General features: G+C 69.3%; 17 protein-coding genes and 5 tRNA genes. 16 read left to right on the top strand and 6 right to left on the bottom strand.

The window, feature by feature from the left end:
- Nucleotides 1–3 precede the first annotated feature (3 nt).
- A complete protein-coding gene (locus OG266_RS12520; protein WP_371545523.1) occupies nt 4–3,807 on the bottom strand; it encodes a nitrate- and nitrite sensing domain-containing protein in 3,804 nt (1,267 codons plus the stop codon).
- Between the two features lie 597 nt (nt 3,808–4,404).
- On the opposite strand from OG266_RS12520, the gene OG266_RS12515 reads away from it, so the two are divergent.
- The 9 genes from OG266_RS12515 (at nt 4,405) to OG266_RS12475 (ending at nt 8,397) form a co-directional block, all read left to right on the top strand.
- Nucleotides 4,405–4,593, top strand: coding sequence for a hypothetical protein (locus OG266_RS12515; RefSeq protein WP_266474672.1), 189 nt, complete (start codon nt 4,405–4,407; stop codon nt 4,591–4,593).
- 142 nt (nt 4,594–4,735) lie between these two features.
- A complete protein-coding gene (locus OG266_RS12510; protein WP_266474671.1) occupies nt 4,736–5,512 on the top strand; it encodes a fumarylacetoacetate hydrolase family protein in 777 nt (258 codons plus the stop codon).
- The gene (gene gltX, locus OG266_RS12505) at nt 5,505–6,974 is read left to right on the top strand and encodes a glutamate--tRNA ligase (RefSeq protein WP_266474670.1); all 1,470 of its coding nucleotides are present in this window, start codon (nt 5,505–5,507) and stop codon (nt 6,972–6,974) included. Before OG266_RS12510 ends, gltX begins: the two co-directional genes overlap by 8 nt.
- Nucleotides 6,975–7,055: 81 nt before the next feature.
- Entirely contained in the window at nt 7,056–7,790 is a 735-nt protein-coding gene (locus OG266_RS12500) for an HAD family hydrolase (protein WP_371545519.1), read from the top strand.
- A 92-nt stretch (nt 7,791–7,882) separates the two neighbouring features.
- A tRNA-Gln gene (locus tag OG266_RS12495) sits at nt 7,883–7,954 on the top strand.
- 42 nt (nt 7,955–7,996) lie between these two features.
- Nucleotides 7,997–8,069 (top strand) — tRNA-Glu (locus OG266_RS12490).
- Between the two features lie 63 nt (nt 8,070–8,132).
- A tRNA-Glu gene (locus tag OG266_RS12485) sits at nt 8,133–8,205 on the top strand.
- Between the two features lie 27 nt (nt 8,206–8,232).
- A tRNA-Gln gene (locus tag OG266_RS12480) sits at nt 8,233–8,304 on the top strand.
- Between the two features lie 20 nt (nt 8,305–8,324).
- Nucleotides 8,325–8,397, top strand: a tRNA-Glu gene (locus OG266_RS12475).
- 149 nt (nt 8,398–8,546) lie between these two features.
- On the opposite strand, the gene ndgR is transcribed toward OG266_RS12475, so the two are convergent.
- Nucleotides 8,547–9,263: an IclR family transcriptional regulator NdgR gene (ndgR, locus tag OG266_RS12470; protein WP_123997509.1), complete on the bottom strand. Its 717-nt coding sequence runs from the start codon at nt 9,261–9,263 to the stop codon at nt 8,547–8,549.
- A 190-nt stretch (nt 9,264–9,453) separates the two neighbouring features.
- Here ndgR and leuC point away from each other — a divergent pair, with 190 nt between their 5' ends.
- From leuC to OG266_RS12450, 4 genes are all read left to right on the top strand, one after another.
- Nucleotides 9,454–10,878 carry a 3-isopropylmalate dehydratase large subunit gene (leuC, locus tag OG266_RS12465; RefSeq protein WP_266474667.1) on the top strand — a complete coding sequence of 475 codons (1,425 nt, stop codon included), beginning with the start codon at nt 9,454–9,456 and terminating at the stop codon, nt 10,876–10,878.
- A gap of 6 nt (nt 10,879–10,884) precedes the next feature.
- Nucleotides 10,885–11,478, top strand: a complete 594-nt coding sequence (leuD, locus tag OG266_RS12460) for a 3-isopropylmalate dehydratase small subunit (protein ID WP_266474665.1) — start codon at nt 10,885–10,887, stop codon at nt 11,476–11,478.
- Between the two features lie 243 nt (nt 11,479–11,721).
- Nucleotides 11,722–11,952: a hypothetical protein gene (locus OG266_RS12455; protein WP_266474663.1), complete on the top strand. Its 231-nt coding sequence runs from the start codon at nt 11,722–11,724 to the stop codon at nt 11,950–11,952.
- Between the two features lie 138 nt (nt 11,953–12,090).
- Nucleotides 12,091–12,738: an HU family DNA-binding protein gene (locus OG266_RS12450; RefSeq protein WP_266474662.1), complete on the top strand. Its 648-nt coding sequence runs from the start codon at nt 12,091–12,093 to the stop codon at nt 12,736–12,738.
- A gap of 118 nt (nt 12,739–12,856) precedes the next feature.
- On the opposite strand, the gene OG266_RS12445 is transcribed toward OG266_RS12450, so the two are convergent.
- Both OG266_RS12445 and cofC read right to left on the bottom strand, forming a co-directional pair.
- Nucleotides 12,857–13,060, bottom strand: coding sequence for a hypothetical protein (locus OG266_RS12445; RefSeq protein ID WP_266474661.1), 204 nt, complete (start codon nt 13,058–13,060; stop codon nt 12,857–12,859).
- Between the two features lie 58 nt (nt 13,061–13,118).
- Nucleotides 13,119–13,766 carry a 2-phospho-L-lactate guanylyltransferase gene (gene cofC, locus OG266_RS12440; protein ID WP_371545516.1) on the bottom strand — a complete coding sequence of 216 codons (648 nt, stop codon included), beginning with the start codon at nt 13,764–13,766 and terminating at the stop codon, nt 13,119–13,121.
- Between the two features lie 144 nt (nt 13,767–13,910).
- Between cofC and OG266_RS12435 the strand changes: the two genes are divergently transcribed.
- The 3 genes from OG266_RS12435 to OG266_RS12425 are packed head-to-tail and all read left to right on the top strand — an operon-like array spanning nt 13,911 to nt 16,986.
- A complete protein-coding gene (locus OG266_RS12435; protein ID WP_371545515.1) occupies nt 13,911–14,762 on the top strand; it encodes a lysophospholipid acyltransferase family protein in 852 nt (283 codons plus the stop codon).
- On the top strand, nt 14,759–15,769 hold the full coding sequence (locus OG266_RS12430) for an NAD(P)H-dependent glycerol-3-phosphate dehydrogenase (protein WP_266474658.1): 1,011 nt from the start codon (nt 14,759–14,761) through the stop codon (nt 15,767–15,769). The genes OG266_RS12435 and OG266_RS12430 overlap by 4 nt, the downstream gene beginning before the upstream one ends.
- 59 nt (nt 15,770–15,828) lie before the next feature.
- Nucleotides 15,829–16,986 carry a D-alanine--D-alanine ligase family protein gene (locus OG266_RS12425; protein ID WP_371545513.1) on the top strand — a complete coding sequence of 386 codons (1,158 nt, stop codon included), beginning with the start codon at nt 15,829–15,831 and terminating at the stop codon, nt 16,984–16,986.
- Nucleotides 16,987–17,058: 72 nt separating this feature from the next.
- Here OG266_RS12425 and OG266_RS12420 read toward each other — a convergent pair whose 3' ends face one another.
- Both OG266_RS12420 and OG266_RS12415 read right to left on the bottom strand, forming a co-directional pair.
- Complete coding sequence (locus tag OG266_RS12420; RefSeq protein WP_266474655.1) at nt 17,059–17,550, bottom strand: DUF3515 domain-containing protein; 492 nt, start codon at nt 17,548–17,550, stop codon at nt 17,059–17,061.
- Nucleotides 17,551–17,570: 20 nt separating this feature from the next.
- The gene (locus OG266_RS12415) at nt 17,571–17,804 is read right to left on the bottom strand and encodes an Lrp/AsnC family transcriptional regulator (protein WP_003997603.1); all 234 of its coding nucleotides are present in this window, start codon (nt 17,802–17,804) and stop codon (nt 17,571–17,573) included.
- Between the last annotated feature and the right edge of the window lie 56 nt (nt 17,805–17,860).

Raw genomic sequence — 17,860 nt, 5'->3', positions numbered from 1 at the left:
CAACTAGTGCTCCTGCTGGTGAGTGGGGCTGGGGAAGCTGCCGGTCTGGCCGGTACCGGCCTGGCGACCCTGCTGAATGCCCCTACGGAGATTGGTCAGTCGGCCGCGTACGTCATCGGGCGCACGCGAGACCTGCGGACCGGTTTGGTGCGTTTGCTGCTGTGCCGTACCCGCGACGAGGTTGGCTCGCGGGACGCGGCGCGGCAGGCCTGAGGTGGTGACCCCGCCCGCCGACGGCTGACGGACGCGTTCTGCCTGCCGGACGAGGTCGTCGTTCGGCGAGCTGCGCCAGGACGCCTGAGCGGCGGCGGGCGCGGGTGCGGCGGCGGGCCGCGGGGGAACCGCGGGCGTCTGCTGCTGGGGGGTCTGTGCGGCCTGCGGGGCTTGTGGGGAAGCCTGCGAGCCGTTGTTCTGCGCCGCCGCGGCGGCCGCGGCCGCCTGCTGACCGTGGAACCAGTTGGTCTCCAGCGTGTCGTACAGCGGGGTACGTCCGTCGCCGGGACCGGCCGGCGGCAGAGCCTCGGGCTCCGGCGGACGTACGGGCCGCTGCGGCGGTGCCTGCGGGGGAGTCGCCGGCCGCTGCGGTGCCTGCGGCCGCTCGAACTGGCCGGTGGACGACGGGCCCTGGCCGTTGCCGTACCCGGGCATCGGGAACTGCCCGGTGGACGACGGGTCCTGGGAGGCGCCGTAGCCCGGGGCGGCGAACTGGCCCGTGGTGGACGAGTTCTGGCCCGCGGGAGCCGCGCCCGAAGTACCGAAGACATCCGGGCGGACGAACTGACCGGTGTTCTGGCCGGAGTTCTGACCCGAGTACTGGCCGGGGCCGGGGTACTGCCCGGTGTTCTGACCGGAGTTCTGCGACGGCACAGCGCCGGGGCGCGGAGCGTCGAAGTCCGGGCGGGCGAACTCGGACGTGGCGGCGGGACCTTGACGGTCGTCGATCCGCGGAAACTCAGAGGTGGCAGCGGTGGCGGCCGGGCCTTGGCGGTCGTCGATGCGCGGCATGCGCGAGGTGGAGTCGGGCTCCTCGTGGCCACGCGGGGTGTCGAGGGACGCGCGCGGCACGGGCGGCTGCGCGTTGTCGTCGCTCCAGCTGGGCCGCGACTGCCCGTTGCCACCGGGGAGTTCGGCACGTGCGCCACCGCGGCCCGGAAGCTGCGGCCTGCGACGGCTGCCCTTGCCGGCCGGCGGCTGCTGCGGAGGTGCGGCCGCGGGGCCGCTCTGCCGCGCACCCGGTCCGCCCTGACGGGCACCGGGTCCGTCACCGAAGCCCTGCGCACCGGTCCCGGCGGCCTGGAGGCCCTGCGGGGCGCCCGGCATGCTCTGCCCGAAGGCATTGACACCGGCACCGGCGCCGGCCGGAGCCGGCCTGCCCTGCGGGGGATTGCCCGGACCCTGCGGGCCGCGCGATCCGCCCGGTGCACCCGGGCGACCGCCCTGGTTGCCGCCGGGCAGCGCGGGACCGCCCTGGCTGCCGGGCAGTGCGGCGCGCGGACCCTGGCCCGCGCCCACCTGGCCACGCTGCGGCGGGGCACCGACACGTCCGGGGCTGCCACCGGCACCGAGGGCCGGACCGCCCTGGCCGTTGCCGCGGCGGGCCGCGGCGACACCGGCGGAGGCCTGCGAGGCGGCCGGACCGCCGACGCCCTGACCAGGCTTGTTCGGGACCTTCTTGCCGCCCTGGGCGACATCGACCGGGAGCATGACCAGCGCGGTCGTGCCACCGGAGTCGGACGGACGCAGCTGGATGCGGATGCCGTGGCGCTGCGACAGACGACCGACCACGAACAGACCCATGCGACGCGACACCGAGACGTCCACGGTGGGCGGCGAGGCGAGCCGCTCGTTGATCGCCGCGAGGTCCTCGGGGGAGAGGCCGATACCGGTGTCGTGGATCTCGATCAGCACGCGGCCGTCGGGCAGCGCGTGACCGGTGACCTTGACCTTGGTCTGCGGGGAGGAGAAGGAAGTCGCGTTCTCGAGCAGCTCGGCGAGCAGGTGCACGAGGTCGTTGACCACACGGCCGGCCACTTCGGTGGTCGGCACGGAGGACAGCTCGATGCGCTCGTACTGCTCCACCTCGGAGGCGGCGGCGCGGAGCACGTCGACCAGCGGGACCGGACGGGTCCAGCGTCGGCCGGGCTCTTCACCGGCGAGAACGAGGAGGTTCTCACCGTTACGGCGCATGCGGGTCGCGAGGTGGTCGAGCTTGAAGAGGGAGGACAGCTGGTCCGGGTCGGCCTCGCGGGACTCCAGTTCGGAGATGAGCGAGAGCTGACGCTGGATGAGGCCCTGGGAGCGGCGCGAGAGGTTGGTGAACATCGCGTTGACGTTGCCTCGCAGGAGGGCCTGCTCGGCGGCCAGTCGTACGGCCTCGCGGTGCACGTCGTCGAAGGCCGCGGCCACCGAGCCGATCTCGTCCCGGGAGTGCACACCGACCGACTCGACGGAGGTGTCGACGTCCTGCGGGTCGGACTCGGAGAGCTGCTTGACCAGCTCGGGCAGCCGTTCCTGGGCGACCTTGGTCGCGGTGTCCTGGAGCCGGCGCAGCGAGCGGATCATGGACCGGGCCACGACGAAGGCGCCGACCAGCGAGACACCGAGGACGAGCAGGATCAGCGCACCCGAGATGATCGCTTCGCTCTCGGCCTCGTTGCGCAGCTCACGGGCCTTCTGCTCCATCTCGCCGAGCAGCGTGGTCTCGATGTTGGCCATCTGGCCGATCTTGGTCGAGTCGTCGTCGACCCAGTCCAGATACGAGCGCTTGTCACGCGTGCCCAGACCGTCCTTGCTGGCCAGCACACGCTTCGCGTAGTCGTCGGCCGCCTCGATGGTCGGGTTGCCGCTCTCGATCGGCTTGAGGAGCTCCGCGGAGCCCTCCCCGTAGATGCTCTCGAAGCTGCTGAGGTCGGACTCCTGGCTCTGCTGCGCCGAGAGCGCGTACTGCCGGTCGTTCTCGGACAGGTTGCCGAAGGTCGTCTTGGTCTCGGGCAGCGCGGCGGCGATGATCGCGCGCTGGACGGAGGCGTACTCCTTGGCGGAGGAGAAGGCCGACAGCGCACGCGTGCGCTGGATCATCTCCGGGTTGCTGGTGGCCTCGGCCATGTCCTGCGAGAGCTCGAGGAGCTGGGTGATGACCCGGTGGTACGACTCGACGGTCTGCGTGGCGTTGTTGGGCTCGTCGTAGGCGTCACTGCGGATGCTGTTGAGCTTCTGCAACTCGCGCGTGAGGCCGACGAGGCTGTCCCGTACGCCGGTGAGCTGACCTTCCGAGCTGGAGTCGTCGATCTCCTGGACGCCCTGGAGGAAGTTCTTCTTCGAGATGTCCGTCGCGTCGCGGACGCCCTTCACCGTGGCGGAGGTGGCCGCGGCGCCGTGCGCCAGCGGGCCTGCCGTCGTGTCGCGCTCCTTCTGGAGCGCGGCGGCGAGCTCGGTCGCCTGCTTGGTGATGTCGGTAAGCAGCTTCATGTTGTCGAGCTGCTGGATGTCGTCCATCGACTGGTTGATGCGCAGCGCACCGAGCGAGGTCGCGGCGACCACGGGGAGCGCGAGCAGCGAGACCAGACGCGTGGAGATGCGCCAGTTCCGCAGGGCTATTCGCGAGCCGGGGCCGCTGGGGCCCGTCTTCGGCTTCGCGGCTGGTTTGGGGGGAGCCGTCGCGCCGGGGCGTGCGGAACGCTCACCGCTGCCGCCGACGTCTGCCGGTCCCGGGTTCTGGGCGTGCTGGGGCGAGGAACCGCGGTCGGCCCCGCCGTGCGGCTCCGGCTCCGCCGGAGCGCTGCCATCCCTCTTGAAACGTCCCTGCACTAGCGTCGCAACCTCTGGACCAGGCGCCCCTCCGGGAAAACGGCGAGGCGGTGTCGGCGTCGTTCAGGGGCGCAGATGCGCCCCCTGGTGGTCGTGAGTGACCGGCGCTGGATCCCCTTTCCCGCCGCCACTCGGCGCTGCGTTGCGCCCCCTGCGCGCCGGTTCGATCCCGCGGCGGTCCGTGGAATTCCAGCACAGTGCCGGATCTCCAACAAGGCCCGAGTACCAGGCTGTGACCTCCGTGACACCTTGTGAGTGCTGCGTTACGAGACGTAGAAAGTGATCTCGTACATAACGGACGTATGCCTACGAGGTGTTGGGGTGTGCGGGGTGTCCCAGTCGCCATGATCAGGAGCGGAATGTCGGCTTCCGTGGAGCAATGTCGGCTTTGCCGGGTCGGGCCGTCGGCCTGAATTGACCGGTTTGCCTGTTAGTAAGTGAGGAAACTCACACCACGATCATGGCGTCTTCACGGCTTCGCCCGGGAATTGCATGTTTAGCCTGACGCTTTACAGGGATGGCGAATCCGACAACCCGCGCCGACTCGGGGCCCTTTGAGCCCGCCCGGCGCCCATGACGACAAGGTCGAGTACAACGGTGAAGACGACGATGATGTTCCGCAACATAGCCAACCCGCGACGCACCACGCTGGCCCACCTCGAGGACGCCGACGAGCTGCAGACGCCGGAGCAGCCGGAGCACACGCTCGACCTCCCCGCCCAGACCGCCAACCCCCGCCGCACCATCCTCATGGAAGCCCCCGTCGCCACCTCTGTCGCGGTCTAGTACGCCCCTCGCCGGCCGTCTGCTCAAGCCGCCGGCCCACGGATGCAGTGGCGCCCGCCGAATTGCGCGAGGCGCCCACCCCTTCCCGCGTTAGCCTGGGGCGTCAGACTCCAGCCAGCTCAGTGAGGGGCGCAACGATCCCGTGCGCATCGCCAGGTTCTCCATCGACGGCAACGTCGCTTTCGGCGCGGTCGAGGGCGACAAGCCGGACGAACTCGTCCTCGACATCATCAAGGGCATCCCGTTCGCGGACTTCGAGCTCTCCGGCACGAAGGTTCCCCTGAACAAGGTGCGGCTGCTGCCCCCCGTGCTCCCCAACAAGGTCGTGGCCTTCGGCCGCAACTACGCCGAGCACGCGCGGGAACTCGGCAACGAGGTGCCCGACGCCCCGTTCGCCTTCTTCAAGCCCTCGACCTCCGTGATCGGCCCTGGCGACGCGATCCAGTACCCGTCCTTCTCGAACGAGCTGCACCACGAGGCGGAGCTGGCCGTGGTCATCGGCCGCATGTGCCGCGAGGTCCCGCGCGAGCGCGTCAAGGACGTCATCCTCGGCTACACCTGCGCCAACGACATCACCGCGCGCGATGTCCAGAAGCGCGAGAAGCAGTGGGCCCGCGCGAAGGGCTTCGACGGCTCCTGCCCGCTCGGCCCCTGGGTGGAGACGGACGTGGACCCCTCCGACCTCACCATCCAGTGCACGGTCAACGGACAGCAGCGCCAGCTCGGGCGCACCAGCGAGATGATCCACTCCATCGAGGATCTGATCGTGAACATCACCGAGGCCATGACGCTGCTCCCCGGCGACGTGATCCTCACCGGCACCCCGGCTGGGGTCGGCCCCCTGAACGTCGGCGACGAGGTCGCCGTCACCATCGAAGGCATCGGCACTCTCACCAACAAGGTGATCAAGCGTGGCTAACGGCTCCGTCCGCGTACGTTTCTGTCCCTCCCCGACCGGCAACCCCCACGTGGGCCTGGTCCGCACCGCCCTGTTCAACTGGGCGTTCGCCCGGCACAACGAAGGCACGCTGGTCTTCCGCATCGAGGACACCGACGCGGCCCGCGACTCCGAGGAGTCGTACGACCAGCTGCTCGACTCGATGCGCTGGCTGGGCTTCGACTGGGACGAGGGCCCCGAGATCGGCGGCCCCCACGCGCCGTACCGCCAGTCGCAGCGGATGGACCTCTACAAGGACGTCGCCCAGAAGCTCCTGGACGCCGGCCACGCGTACTACTGCTACTGCTCGACGGAGGAGCTGGACGCCCGCCGCGACGCCGCCCGCGCCGCAGGCAAGCCGTCCGGCTACGACGGCCACTGCCGCGCGCTGACCGCCGAGCAGACCGAGGCCTACAAGGCGGAGGGCCGCACGCCCATCGTCCGCTTCCGGATGCCCGACGAGACGATCACCTTCACGGACCTGGTCCGCGGCGAGATCACGTACCTCCCGGAGAACGTCCCGGACTTCGGGATCGTACGAGCCAACGGCGCGCCCCTGTACACGCTCGTCAACCCGGTCGACGACGCCCTCATGGAGATCACCCACGTCCTGCGCGGCGAGGACCTGCTCTCCTCCACCCCGCGCCAGATCGCCCTCTACAAGGCGCTGACCGAGCTGGGCATCGCCAAGGAGACCCCGGCCTTCGGCCACCTCCCGTACGTCATGGGCGAGGGCAACAAGAAGCTCTCCAAGCGTGACCCGGAGTCGTCGCTGAACCTCTACAGGGAGCGCGGTTTCCTCCCCGAGGGTCTGCTCAACTACCTGTCCCTCCTCGGCTGGTCGCTCTCGGCGGACCGCGACATCTTCTCCATCGAGGAGATGGTCGCCGCCTTCGACATCGCGGACGTGAACCCCAACCCGGCCCGCTTCGACCTCAAGAAGTGCGAAGCCATCAACGGCGACCACATCCGCCTGCTCGACGTGAAGGACTTCACGGAGCGCTGCGCCCCCTGGCTGAAGGCCCCCTTCGCCCCGTGGGCGCCGGAGGACTTCGACGAGGTGAAGTGGCAGGCGATCGCCCCGCACGCGCAGACCCGCCTCAAGGTCCTCTCCGAGATCACCGACAACGTCGACTTCCTGTTCCTCCCGGAGCCGGCCTTCGACGAGGCGTCCTGGACGAAGGCCATGAAGGAGGGCAGCGACGCCCTGCTGCGTACGGCTCGCGCGAAGCTCTCCGACGCCGACTGGACGGACGCGGAGGCGCTGAAGAACGCCGTCCTGGCCGCCGGTGAGGAGCACGGCCTCAAGCTCGGCAAGGCGCAGGCCCCGGTCCGCGTAGCCGTCACCGGCCGCACCATCGGCCTGCCGCTCTTCGAGTCCCTGGAAATCCTGGGCAAGGAGAAGACGCTGGCACGCATCGACGCGGCGCTGGCGAAGCTGTAACCACAGGTACGTGAAAGGGGCGGCGTCCGGTCCGGGCGCCGCCCCCTTTGCGTGGAGAGGGCCCGGAGTTACCGTCGGACCATGAGCATCAAGGCCTTGGTCTGGGACGTGGACGACACGCTCTTCGACTACACGGGCGCGGACCGGGCCGGAATGCGCGGGCACTTGGCGGCCGAGGGCCTGCTCGACGCGTACGAGTCCGTCGAGCAGGCCCTCTCGCGCTGGCGGGACATCACCGATGTGCAGTGGGCGAGGTTCGCGGCGGGGGAGTCGGACTGGCAGGGCCAGCGCCGGGACCGGGTCAGGGAGTTCCTGGGCGAGCCCCTGAGCGACGCCGAGGCCGACGGCTGGTTCCAGCGGTACGCCGGCCACTACGAAGCCGCCTGGGCCCTCTTCCCGGACGCGCTGCCCGCCCTGGACGCCCTCGCCGCCAGCCACCGGCACGCAGTCCTGTCCAACTCCAGCCTCCACAACCAGGACCGCAAGCTCCGCGTCCTCGGTGTGCGCGACCGCTTCGAGACCGTCCTGTGCGCGGCCGAACTCGGAGTCTCCAAGCCCGCCGAAGCGGCCTTCCACGCCGCCTGCGAATCCCTGGGTCTGCCTCCGCACCAGGTCGCGTACGTCGGCGACCATCCGGAGATCGACGGACGCGGCGCCGCCGAGGCGGGACTGCTCTCCATCTGGATCGACCGTGGCGGCGCTCACACCGCTCCCGAGGGTGGTCCCAGGGGCCCGCACCGGATTGCCTCGCTGGCCGAACTCCCCGTGATCCTCGGCGCTGATACCCGTTTTGGAGCGCCGTCCACCTTCAGGTAATGTTCTTCCTGCGCCGCCGGAGAGCGAACCGAAAGGTCCAAAAACCGGAGGCGCTAGCTAAAACAAAATCCCCGTGTGGGGTTGTGTTTCAGTGGCCTATGGTGTAATTGGCAGCACGACGGTTTCTGGTTCCGTTAGTCTAGGTTCGAGTCCTGGTAGGCCAGCTCGCAGAGCTCATCTGCAACCGCAGAGGCCATCTCTGCAAGGCCCCCGTTGTGTAGCGGCCTAGCACGCCGCCCTCTCAAGGCGGTAGCGCCGGTTCGAATCCGGTCGGGGGTACAGATCCTTCCCAAGGGAGGCAGTCCGGGTCGCACCCGCTGCCTCTCATGCAGGATCGCTAGGGCCCCCGTTGTGTAGCGGCCTAGCACGCTGCCCTCTCACGGCAGTAGCGCCGGTTCGAATCCGGTCGGGGGTACTTGGATGGTCTGGTCTAGACCACCATTGGGCTATGGTGTAATTGGCAACACGACGGTTTCTGGTTCCGTTGTTCTAGGTTCGAGTCCTGGTAGCCCAGCTGGATCACTTGTGGTCCTTGCCCCCGTTGTGTAGCGGCCTAGCACGCTGCCCTCTCACGGCAGTAGCGCCGGTTCGAATCCGGTCGGGGGTACACGAATCGACGGCCCTCCACTTCGGTGGGGGGCCGTCGGCGTTTTCTGTGCCAACTCCACGTACGGCGCCGTGCGTTCGGCATCCGTCGTCTGTCGCCCAGGGAGGGGGCCTGCCGCGGCGTTGAGGCCGGCCCCACCCCGGTGAAGGTCAGCTGGTGCGGCGCAGGGCCTCGGAGAGACGGCCGGCGGCGTCGATGACCGCCTGGGCGTGCATGCGGCCCGGGTGGCGGGTCAGGCGCTCGATCGGTCCGGAGACCGAGACGGCGGCGACCACGCGGTTCGAGGGGCCGCGGACGGGCGCGGAGACGGACGCGACGCCCGGCTCGCGCTCGCCGATCGACTGGGCCCAGCCCCGGCGCCGTACGCCGGAGAGAGCGGTCGCGGTGAAGCGGGCGCCCTGCAGGCCCCGGTGCAGGCGCTCCGGCTCCTCCCAGGCCATCAGGATCTGGGCCGAGGAGCCGGCCTTCATGGTGAGTGTGGAGCCGACCGGGACCGTGTCCCTGAGGCCCGAGAGGCGCTCGGCCGCGGCGACGCAGATGCGCATGTCGCCCTGGCGGCGGTAGAGCTGCGCGCTCTCGCCCGTGATGTCCCGCAGGTGCGTGAGCACCGGGCCCGCCGTCGCGAGGAGGCGGTCCTCGCCGGCGGCCGCGGCCAGCTCGGCGAGGCGAGGGCCGAGAATGAAACGGCCCTGCATGTCGCGCGCCACCATGCGGTGGTGTTCAAGTGCCACGGCGAGGCGATGTGCCGTGGGTCGTGCCAGTCCGGTCGCCGCGACCAGTCCCGCAAGGGTGGCCGGACCGGACTCCAGAGCGCTCAGGACAAGGGCTGCCTTGTCCAGAACGCCGACGCCGCTACTGTTGTCCATGAAACGATACTCGCGTCTCACTCTGTGAAACGCAAGTTCAATTTTCGGTGGAACGCGCCACCCTTGTAGACACAGCGGCCCGCGGACCAACGGGCCCGGCGGCAGGCGCCCGGTACAAGGGGTACGAGCGTGGCCGCCCCGAAAATCTCTAGTTGGGCCGGCGCCACACGAGCCGGCCGGAGGGAAAGCGATGGGTAGGACACTCGCGGAGAAGGTCTGGGACGACCATGTCGTCCGGCGCGCCGAGGGCGAGCCCGACCTCCTCTTCATCGATCTGCACCTGCTGCACGAGGTGACCAGCCCGCAGGCCTTCGACGGTCTGCGTCAGGCGGGGCGCCCGGTGCGCCGCCTCGACCTCACCATCGCCACCGAGGATCACAACACCCCGACCCTCGACATCGACAAGCCCATCGCGGACCCGGTCTCCCGGATCCAGCTGGAGACGCTGCGCAAGAACGCCGCCGAGTTCGGTGTGCGACTGCACTCGCTCGGTGACGTCGAGCAGGGCGTCGTCCACGTCGTGGGACCGCAGCTGGGCCTGACCCAGCCGGGCACCACCGTGGTCTGCGGCGACTCGCACACCTCCACGCACGGCGCCTTCGGCGCGCTGGCCTTCGGTATCGGCACCTCGCAGGTCGAGCATGTGCTGGCCACCCAGACGCTGCCGCTGGCCCGCCCGAAGACCATGGCCATCACGGTCGACGGCGAACTGCCCGAGGACGTCACCGCCAAGGACCTCATCCTGGCGATCATCACCAAGATCGGTACGGGTGGCGGCCAGGGCTACATCCTGGAATACCGCGGCTCCGCCATCGAGAAGCTCTCGATGGAAGCCCGCATGACCATCTGCAACATGTCGATCGAGGCCGGCGCCCGCGCGGGCATGATCGCCCCCGACGAGACCACCTTCGCCTACCTCAAGGGCCGCGCCCATGCGCCCGAGGGCGAGGAGTGGGACGCCGCCGTGGCGTACTGGCAGACGCTGAAGACCGACGAGGACGCGGAATTCGACGAGGAGGTCGTCATCGACGCCGCCTCCCTCGCGCCGTTCGTCACCTGGGGCACCAACCCGGGCCAGGGTGCGCCGCTTTCGGCGTCCGTCCCCGATCCGGCTTCGTACGAAGACGCTTCGGAGCGCCTGGCCGCCGAAAAGGCCCTGGAATACATGGGGTTGACCGCCGGCGAGCCGCTGCGCGACATCAAGGTCGACACCGTCTTCGTAGGTTCGTGCACCAACGGCCGTATCGAGGACCTGCGTGCGGCCGCCTCGATCGTCGAGGGCCGCAAAGTCGCCGACGGCGTACGGATGCTGGTGGTCCCCGGCTCCGCGCGGGTCGGTCTGCAGGCCGTTTCCGAGGGCCTGGACGTGGTCTTCAAGGAGGCCGGCGCCGAATGGCGGCACGCGGGCTGCTCGATGTGTCTGGGCATGAACCCCGACCAGCTGGCCCCCGGTGAGCGCTCCGCGTCCACCTCCAACCGCAACTTCGAGGGCAGGCAGGGCAAGGGCGGCCGTACGCACCTGGTCTCGCCGCAGGTCGCCGCCGCCACCGCCGTGCTGGGCCACCTGGCCTCCCCGGCCGACCTGTCCGACGCCCGTACGCCCGCTGGAGTCTGAGAAGTCATGGAAGCATTCACCACGCACACCGGCCGGGCCGTCCCGCTGCGCCGCAGCAACGTCGACACGGACCAGATCATCCCTGCTCACTGGCTCAAGAAGGTGACCAGGGACGGTTTTGAGGACGGGCTCTTCGAGGCCTGGCGCAAGGACTCGTCCTTCATCCTCAACCAGCCCGAGCGGGTGGGCGCCACGGTCCTCATCGCCGGTCCCGACTTCGGTACGGGTTCCTCGCGCGAGCACGCCGTCTGGGCGCTGCAGAACTACGGCTTCAAGGCCGTCATCTCCTCCCGTTTCGCCGACATCTTTCGCGGCAACTCGCTCAAGAACGGCCTGCTCACAGTGGTTCTGGAGCAGAAGATCGTGAACGCGCTGCAGGAGCTGACGGAGAACGACCCCGAGGCCGAGGTCACGGTCGACCTGGAGGCCCGCGAGGTGCGCGCCGAGGGCATCACCGCCTCCTTCGAGCTGGACGAGAACGCCCGCTGGCGGCTGCTGAACGGCCTGGACGACATCTCCATCACCCTCCAGAACGAGGGCGACATCTCGGCGTACGAGGCCAAGCGGCCCTCGCACAAGCCGAAGACGCTCCAGGTCTGATTTCAGCCACCGCAACACCCCTCTGTACCCCCAATCGTGGACGGTTGGGGGTACAGCTGTGTCTGCCTCCAGGGGGCCTTCGGAAGCGTTGGTGAATGGCCCCAACTCCCGTAGTTACAAAGGTGGTTGCCGGGGTAGCCGACCTATGGTGCCGGGTGTCGCCGAGGCGCTCAGGAACCCCTCTGGGGACGGCAGTTACCCCCTGCGCAGGCGACAACTCGCCCCAGATGGCACAATCTGTGCATGGAACACGACGGCCAACTCGAGCTCTACATGGCAGTCGCGGCCCAACTCAAGGAAGCGCACACAAGAGTGCGTGCACTGCAAGTCCCGGAGGGCGTACGGATGGCGCTGACCCGGAAGCTGCTGGTCATTACGGCCGTGGCCAAGCACGATCTCGCCGATGCGACAAGGCGTCTGGAGCGGTTCACCACTGACCTCGACGAGGGTCGATTCCTCGAAGAGGAACGCTGAGGAACTTCGCGACAGCCCGAGTTCGTTGCGGCACAAGGGTGATTAGCCCGTTTCGTGTTTGATTTGCGGTATATATCTGCCTAACGTGCGAAAAAGCTTGAACGCATTCGTTCTGGCAATGTCTCCGAAGGGGAAGACGTGAACAAGGCGCAGCTCGTAGAAGCGATTGCCGACAAGGTCGGCGGGCGTCAGCAGGCCGCCGACGCGGTCGACGCCGTACTGGACGCCATCGTCCGCGCGGTTGTCGGCGGGGACCGGGTCTCGGTCACCGGCTTCGGTTCCTTCGAGAAGGTTGACCGTCCGGCCCGTTACGCCCGCAACCCGCAGACCGGGGAGCGCGTTCGGGTCAAGAAGACCTCCGTGCCGCGCTTCCGCGCGGGCCAGGGCTTCAAGGACCTGGTGAGCGGCTCGAAGAAGCTCCCGAAGAACGACGTCGCGGTCAAGAAGGCCCCGAAGGGCAGCCTCTCCGGCGGCGCTTCGGCGACGGTGAAGAAGGCCGCGGCCAAGAAGGCCACCGCCAAGAGGGCGACGGCCAAGAAGACCACCGCCACCGCCAAGAAGACGGTCGCCAAGAAGACCACGGCCACCGCCAAGAAGACGGTCGCCAAGAAGGCGACCGCCAAGAAGACCACGGCCACCGCCAAGAAGGTCGCGGCCAAGAAGACCACCGCCAAGAAGGCGACGGCCAAGAAGGCCCCGGCGAAGAAGGCGACGGCCAAGAAGGCCCCCGCCAAGAAGTCGACGGCGCGCAAGACCACCGCCAAGAAGGCCACCGCCCGCTCGTAGCGAGGGCGCAGAGGCACAACTCACGCGCCGGGCCGGGCTCCCTCTGGGAGCCCGGCCCGCGGCGTTTCCGGGGCCGTCCAGGGCGTTTCCGGGGCCCTTCGGGGCCTGTCCGCGGCGCCTAGAACGTCTGCAGGGTGATCAGCGTGATCCGACGCGCCTCGCCGTCGCCCTCGGTCTCGATGCGCACACGCTGTCCGGGGCGCAGCAGCCGCAGCCCGCCGGCGTCGAACGCCGGGCCGTCGAAGGGCACCGGGGTGCCGTCGTCCAGCAGCACCTGGCCGCTACGGGTTTCGGGGTCGTACGTGTACGCGGTCGCCTGCATGGCGGAAGCCTATCGATTACGGGCCGCCGCTCTCCGGTACGGGTCGGTCGCCCCACCGTCAGCCGTTCGGTTGCTCCGGGATCAGCAGATGTGCGGCCAGTGCTGCCGTGCGGGGGCCCACGCCGAGTGCCAGTGCCGCTCTCAGGTCATCGCCCGTGTCCACGTCCTGGCGTACGGAATCCACTCCGGCGAGGCGGAGTTCCATGGCGCCCGAGGAGCGATGGCGGGCGCGGGAATCGGTGCCGAAAGCGGGGAGCAATTCCCGGCCCGGGATCGCGGCCAGCAGAGTGGTACCGATTGCGGCCGCATCGGGGAGAAATGCGCGGGGAAATTCGGCGGCCGCTTCGAGTACCCGGGCCAATTCCGGCGGGCGCAGCGCGGGCAGATCGGCGTTCAGGGCCGCCACGGCGCTTTCGGGAGTTCGGGCGCGTACGGCGGAGCTGCCGTGCGCCAGGGCGACGTTCAGACCGCCCGGCGGTTCGTGCGTGACGATGCGGGCGCCCAGCGCGGCCAGCTCCCGCCCGGCCAGGGCGTCGTCCGTGACTACCGCCACATCACGGACCGCTGCGCAGGCCAGCGCGGCCGCCACGGTGTCCTGCGCGAAGGCGAGGGCGAGTCCGGGGCGCAGCCCGTCGCCGGCGGTGTCCGCCAGCCTGCTCTTGGCACGCGCCAGAGGTTTGAGCGGTATCACCAAGGTCCATTGCACGAGCGCTCCGTCTCTCCCTTGTGGCGCCCATTGTGACCCGGCCGCCATGGCGGTCCGTACGCCGGGGCGTACGGTGTTCTCGACAGACAGACGGCCTGGGGCGACACTTGTGCGGCCCCCCAGGCCCTGGAGGAAGGTGTTCGCGTGCCCCGCCGCAGAATCGGCTTCTGGTACCGCTTCGCAGCGGTCCTCTGCAAACCGCCGCTGGTGGTTCTGATCAAGCGGGACTGGCGCGGGATCGAGAACATTCCGTCCGAGGGCGGATTTATCACCGCGGTGAACCACAATTCGCATGTGGATCCGTTCATGTACGGGCACTATCAGTACAACACCGGGCGCGTTCCGCGATTCCTCGCGAAGAGCAGCCTTTTCAAGAAGGGGTTCGTGGGCGCCGCGATGCGCGGCACCGGACAGATCCCGGTGTACCGCGAGACCACGGACGCGCTGAGTGCTTTCCGGGCCGCGATCGACGCGGTCGAGCGCGGTGAGTGCGTCGCGTTCTATCCCGAGGGCACCATCACCCGTGATCCCGGCCAGTGGCCGATGACCGGTAAGACGGGCGCCGCCCGCGTCGCCCTGCAGACCAAGTGCCCGGTGATTCCGGTCGCCCAGTGGGGCGCCAACGAACTCCTGCCGCCGTACGCCAAGAAGCTCAACGTCCTTCCGCGCAAGACCCACCACGTCCTCGCGGGCGCCCCGGTGGACCTCTCGCGCTTCTACGACAAGGAGATGTCCCCGGACGTCCTCAAGGAGGCGACCGAGGTCATCATGGCGGCCATCACCGCGCAGCTGGAGGAGATCCGCGGCGAGAAGGCCCCCGCGACGCCCTACGACCCGCGCCAGGAGCGGGTCGAGCAGCGCAGGCGGACCGCGGCCGACGAGAAGGCCGCCCGGCAGGTCGCCGCCCAGGAAATGGACGCTCAGGAGAACGCGCAGGCGCAGCGCACCGCGCAGGCTCTGCAAAAAGCACAGCAGGAAGAGGGGCAGGGCACGTGAGCAAGCCGGTCAAGGCGGCTGTCTTCGGGACCGGATCGTGGGGTACGGCCTTCGGCATGGTGCTCGCCGACGCGGGTTGCGACGTCACCCTGTGGGCGCGCCGCGCGGAACTCGCCGAAGCGGTCAACTCCACGCGTACGAACCCGGACTACCTGCCGGGCGTCGAGCTCCCGGAGAACCTGCGGGCCACCACCGACGCCGCCGAGGCCGCGCACGAGGCCGACTTCACGATCCTCGCCATTCCCTCGCAGACACTGCGCGGGAACCTCGCGAAGTGGGTGCCGGTGCTCGCGCCCGACACCGTCCTCGTCTCCCTCATGAAGGGCGTCGAACTCGGCTCCACCATGCGGATGAGCGAGGTGATCGAGGACATCGCCAAGGTCGGACCGGACCGCATCGCCGTGGTCACCGGACCCAACCTCGCGCGGGAGATCGCCGCGCGCATGCCGGCCGCCGCCGTGGTCGCCTGCCGGTCCGAGGCCGTCGCCCGGCGACTCCAGTCCGCCTGCCACACGCCGTACTTCCGCCCGTACACCGAAACCGACGTGGTGGGCTGCGAACTCGGCGGCGCCGTCAAGAACGTGATCGGTCTCGCCGTCGGCATCGCGGACGGCATGGGGCTCGGCGACAACGCCAAGGGCTCGCTCATCACACGCGGGCTCGCGGAGACCTCGCGCCTCGGCCTCGCGATGGGCGCCGACCCGATGACGTTCGCCGGACTCGCGGGCCTGGGCGACCTGGTGGCCACCTGCTCCTCGCCGCTGTCGCGCAACCACACCTTCGGCATCAACCTCGGCAAGGGCATGACCCTCCAGGAGACCATCGCGGTCACCAAGCAGACCGCCGAGGGCGTCAAGTCCTGTGAGTCCGTGCTGGATCTGGCCCGCAGGCACGGTGTCGACATGCCGATCACGGAAACGGTCGTCGGCATCGTCCATGAAGGCAAGCCGCCCGTCGTCGCCCTCAAGGAGATGATGTCGCGCAGCGCCAAGCCCGAGCGACGCTGAGCGACAGGGCCCAACGGGCGCTGACTGAGGCGGGTACCAGCGGGTACGCTCAACGCGATATGAGCACCGAGAACCTCCCCCAGAGCCCTGAGCAGGCGCCTCGTAAGCCGCGCGTGGCCGTCGTCTTCGGCGGCCGCAGCTCCGAACACGGGATCTCCGTGGTCACGGCCGGCGCGGTCCTGCGTGCCATCGACCGGACGAAGTACGACGTCCTGCCGATCGGCATCACCCAGGACGGCCGTTGGGCGCTCACCGCCGACGAGCCGGAGCGCATGGCCATCGTCGACCGGCGGCAGCCGAGTGTCGACCTCCTCGCCGACTCGACCGATGGCGGCGTGATCCTCTCCGTCGACCCGGCCAACCGCGAAGTCGTCTACAGCGAGCCCGGATCGGTCCCCAAGGCGCTCGGCGAGGTCGACGTCGTCTTCCCCGTGCTGCACGGCCCGTACGGCGAGGACGGCACCCTGCAGGGCCTGCTCGAACTCTCCGGAGTCCCGTACGTCGGTGCGGGCGTGCTCGCCTCGGCCGTCGGCCAGGACAAGGAGTACATGAAGCGGGTGTTCACCTCCTTCGGGCTGCCCGTCGGCCCGTATCTGGTGATCCGCCCGCGCGAGTGGACCGGCGACGAGCAAGGTGCCCGCAAGCGGATCGCCGGCTTCGCCGGGGAGCACGGCTGGCCGCTCTTCATCAAGCCCGCGCGCGCGGGGTCTTCGATCGGCATCACCAAGGTCGACTCCTTCGAAGGCCTCGACGAGGCGATCGCCGAGGCGCAGCGCCACGACCCGAAGATCATCGTGGAGGCGCTGCTGCGCGGCCGCGAGATCGAGTGCGGCGTCCTGGAGTTCGAGGACGGACCGCGCGCCAGCGTGCCCGCCGAGATCCCGCCCGTGCAGTCGCACGCCTACTACGACTTCGAGGCGAAGTACATCGACTCGACGCCCGGCCTCGTACCGGCCCCGCTGACACCCGAGCAGACCGCGGAGGTCCAGCGGCTCGCGGTCGAGGCGTTCGAGGCAGCCTCCTGCGAGGGCCTGGTGCGCGCGGACTTCTTCCTCACCGAGGACGGGGAGTTCGTGATCAACGAGATCAACACCATGCCGGGCTTCACGCCCATCTCGATGTACCCGAAGATGTGGGAGGCCAGCGGCGTGAGCTACCCGGAGCTGGTGGACCGCCTGGTGCAGGCCGCGCTGAACCGTTCCACCGGGCTGCGCTGAACCGTTTTCCACCGGGCTGTGCCGAGGGCCCCCACCGGGCTGCGGTGAGGGCCCTCCTGGCACTCCTGTACGTCAGTCGGCGATTCCTTCGGGGATCGCCTTCTTGACGGGCCCGGCGAAGTCGGTGAGCGGCCCCGCGCCCTCGTCGGCCCGCTCCTTGGGCAGCCTCACCTCGACGTATGCCTTGCGCAGGCTCGTGGTGAAGACGTACGAGCCGTCGTCCTGTTCCTCGACCAGCCAGCCGACCCCGTCCACGTCGGCCCCATAGGCGTTCGGGTCGTTCATCTTGGCGGGTCTGTCGACACCGCAGCGCAGTATGATCGCCGGGCTTCCCCAGCCCGCGGTCAGCGCGGACCGGGGCTCGGGATCGTTCCGGTCGAGGTCGTCCACTTTCTCCGGCAGCGCCTTGTCCAGGTTCTGGCACAGCTTCGTGACCTTCGCGTCCGGACCGGGAACCGCGGCCGAGGGTTCGTCGTCTGCCGAGGAGCAGCCTGTGGCGGCGATCAGCAGAGCGAGAACGGGCAGCCCGAAGGCAGCGGTGTGCCGGTGACGGAAGAAGTTCACCGGCCAAGGGTAGACGGGGGCTACAGGTGCACGACCGGGCAGGTCAGGGTGCGGGTGATGCCGTCCACTTGCTGGACTTTGGCGACCACCATGCGACCGAGGTCGTCGACCGTGTCGGCCTGGGCACGCACGATCACGTCGTACGGTCCTGTCACGTCCTCGGCCTGGATCACCCCCGGGATCTTGCTGATCGTCTCGGCGACGGTCGACGCTTTGCCGACCTCCGTCTGGATCAGGATGTACGCCTGTACCACGGAACCTCCAGGGCGGCCACGAGGATCATGTGGGGAAAAGGAACGCCACGGTATCG

It is taken from the genome of Streptomyces sp. NBC_00554 (genome assembly GCF_041431135.1).
Classification (GTDB): Bacteria; Actinomycetota; Actinomycetes; order Streptomycetales; family Streptomycetaceae; genus Streptomyces.
Note: the sequence above shows the minus strand (reverse complement) of the source record. Positions and strands in the feature narration are given on the sequence as shown.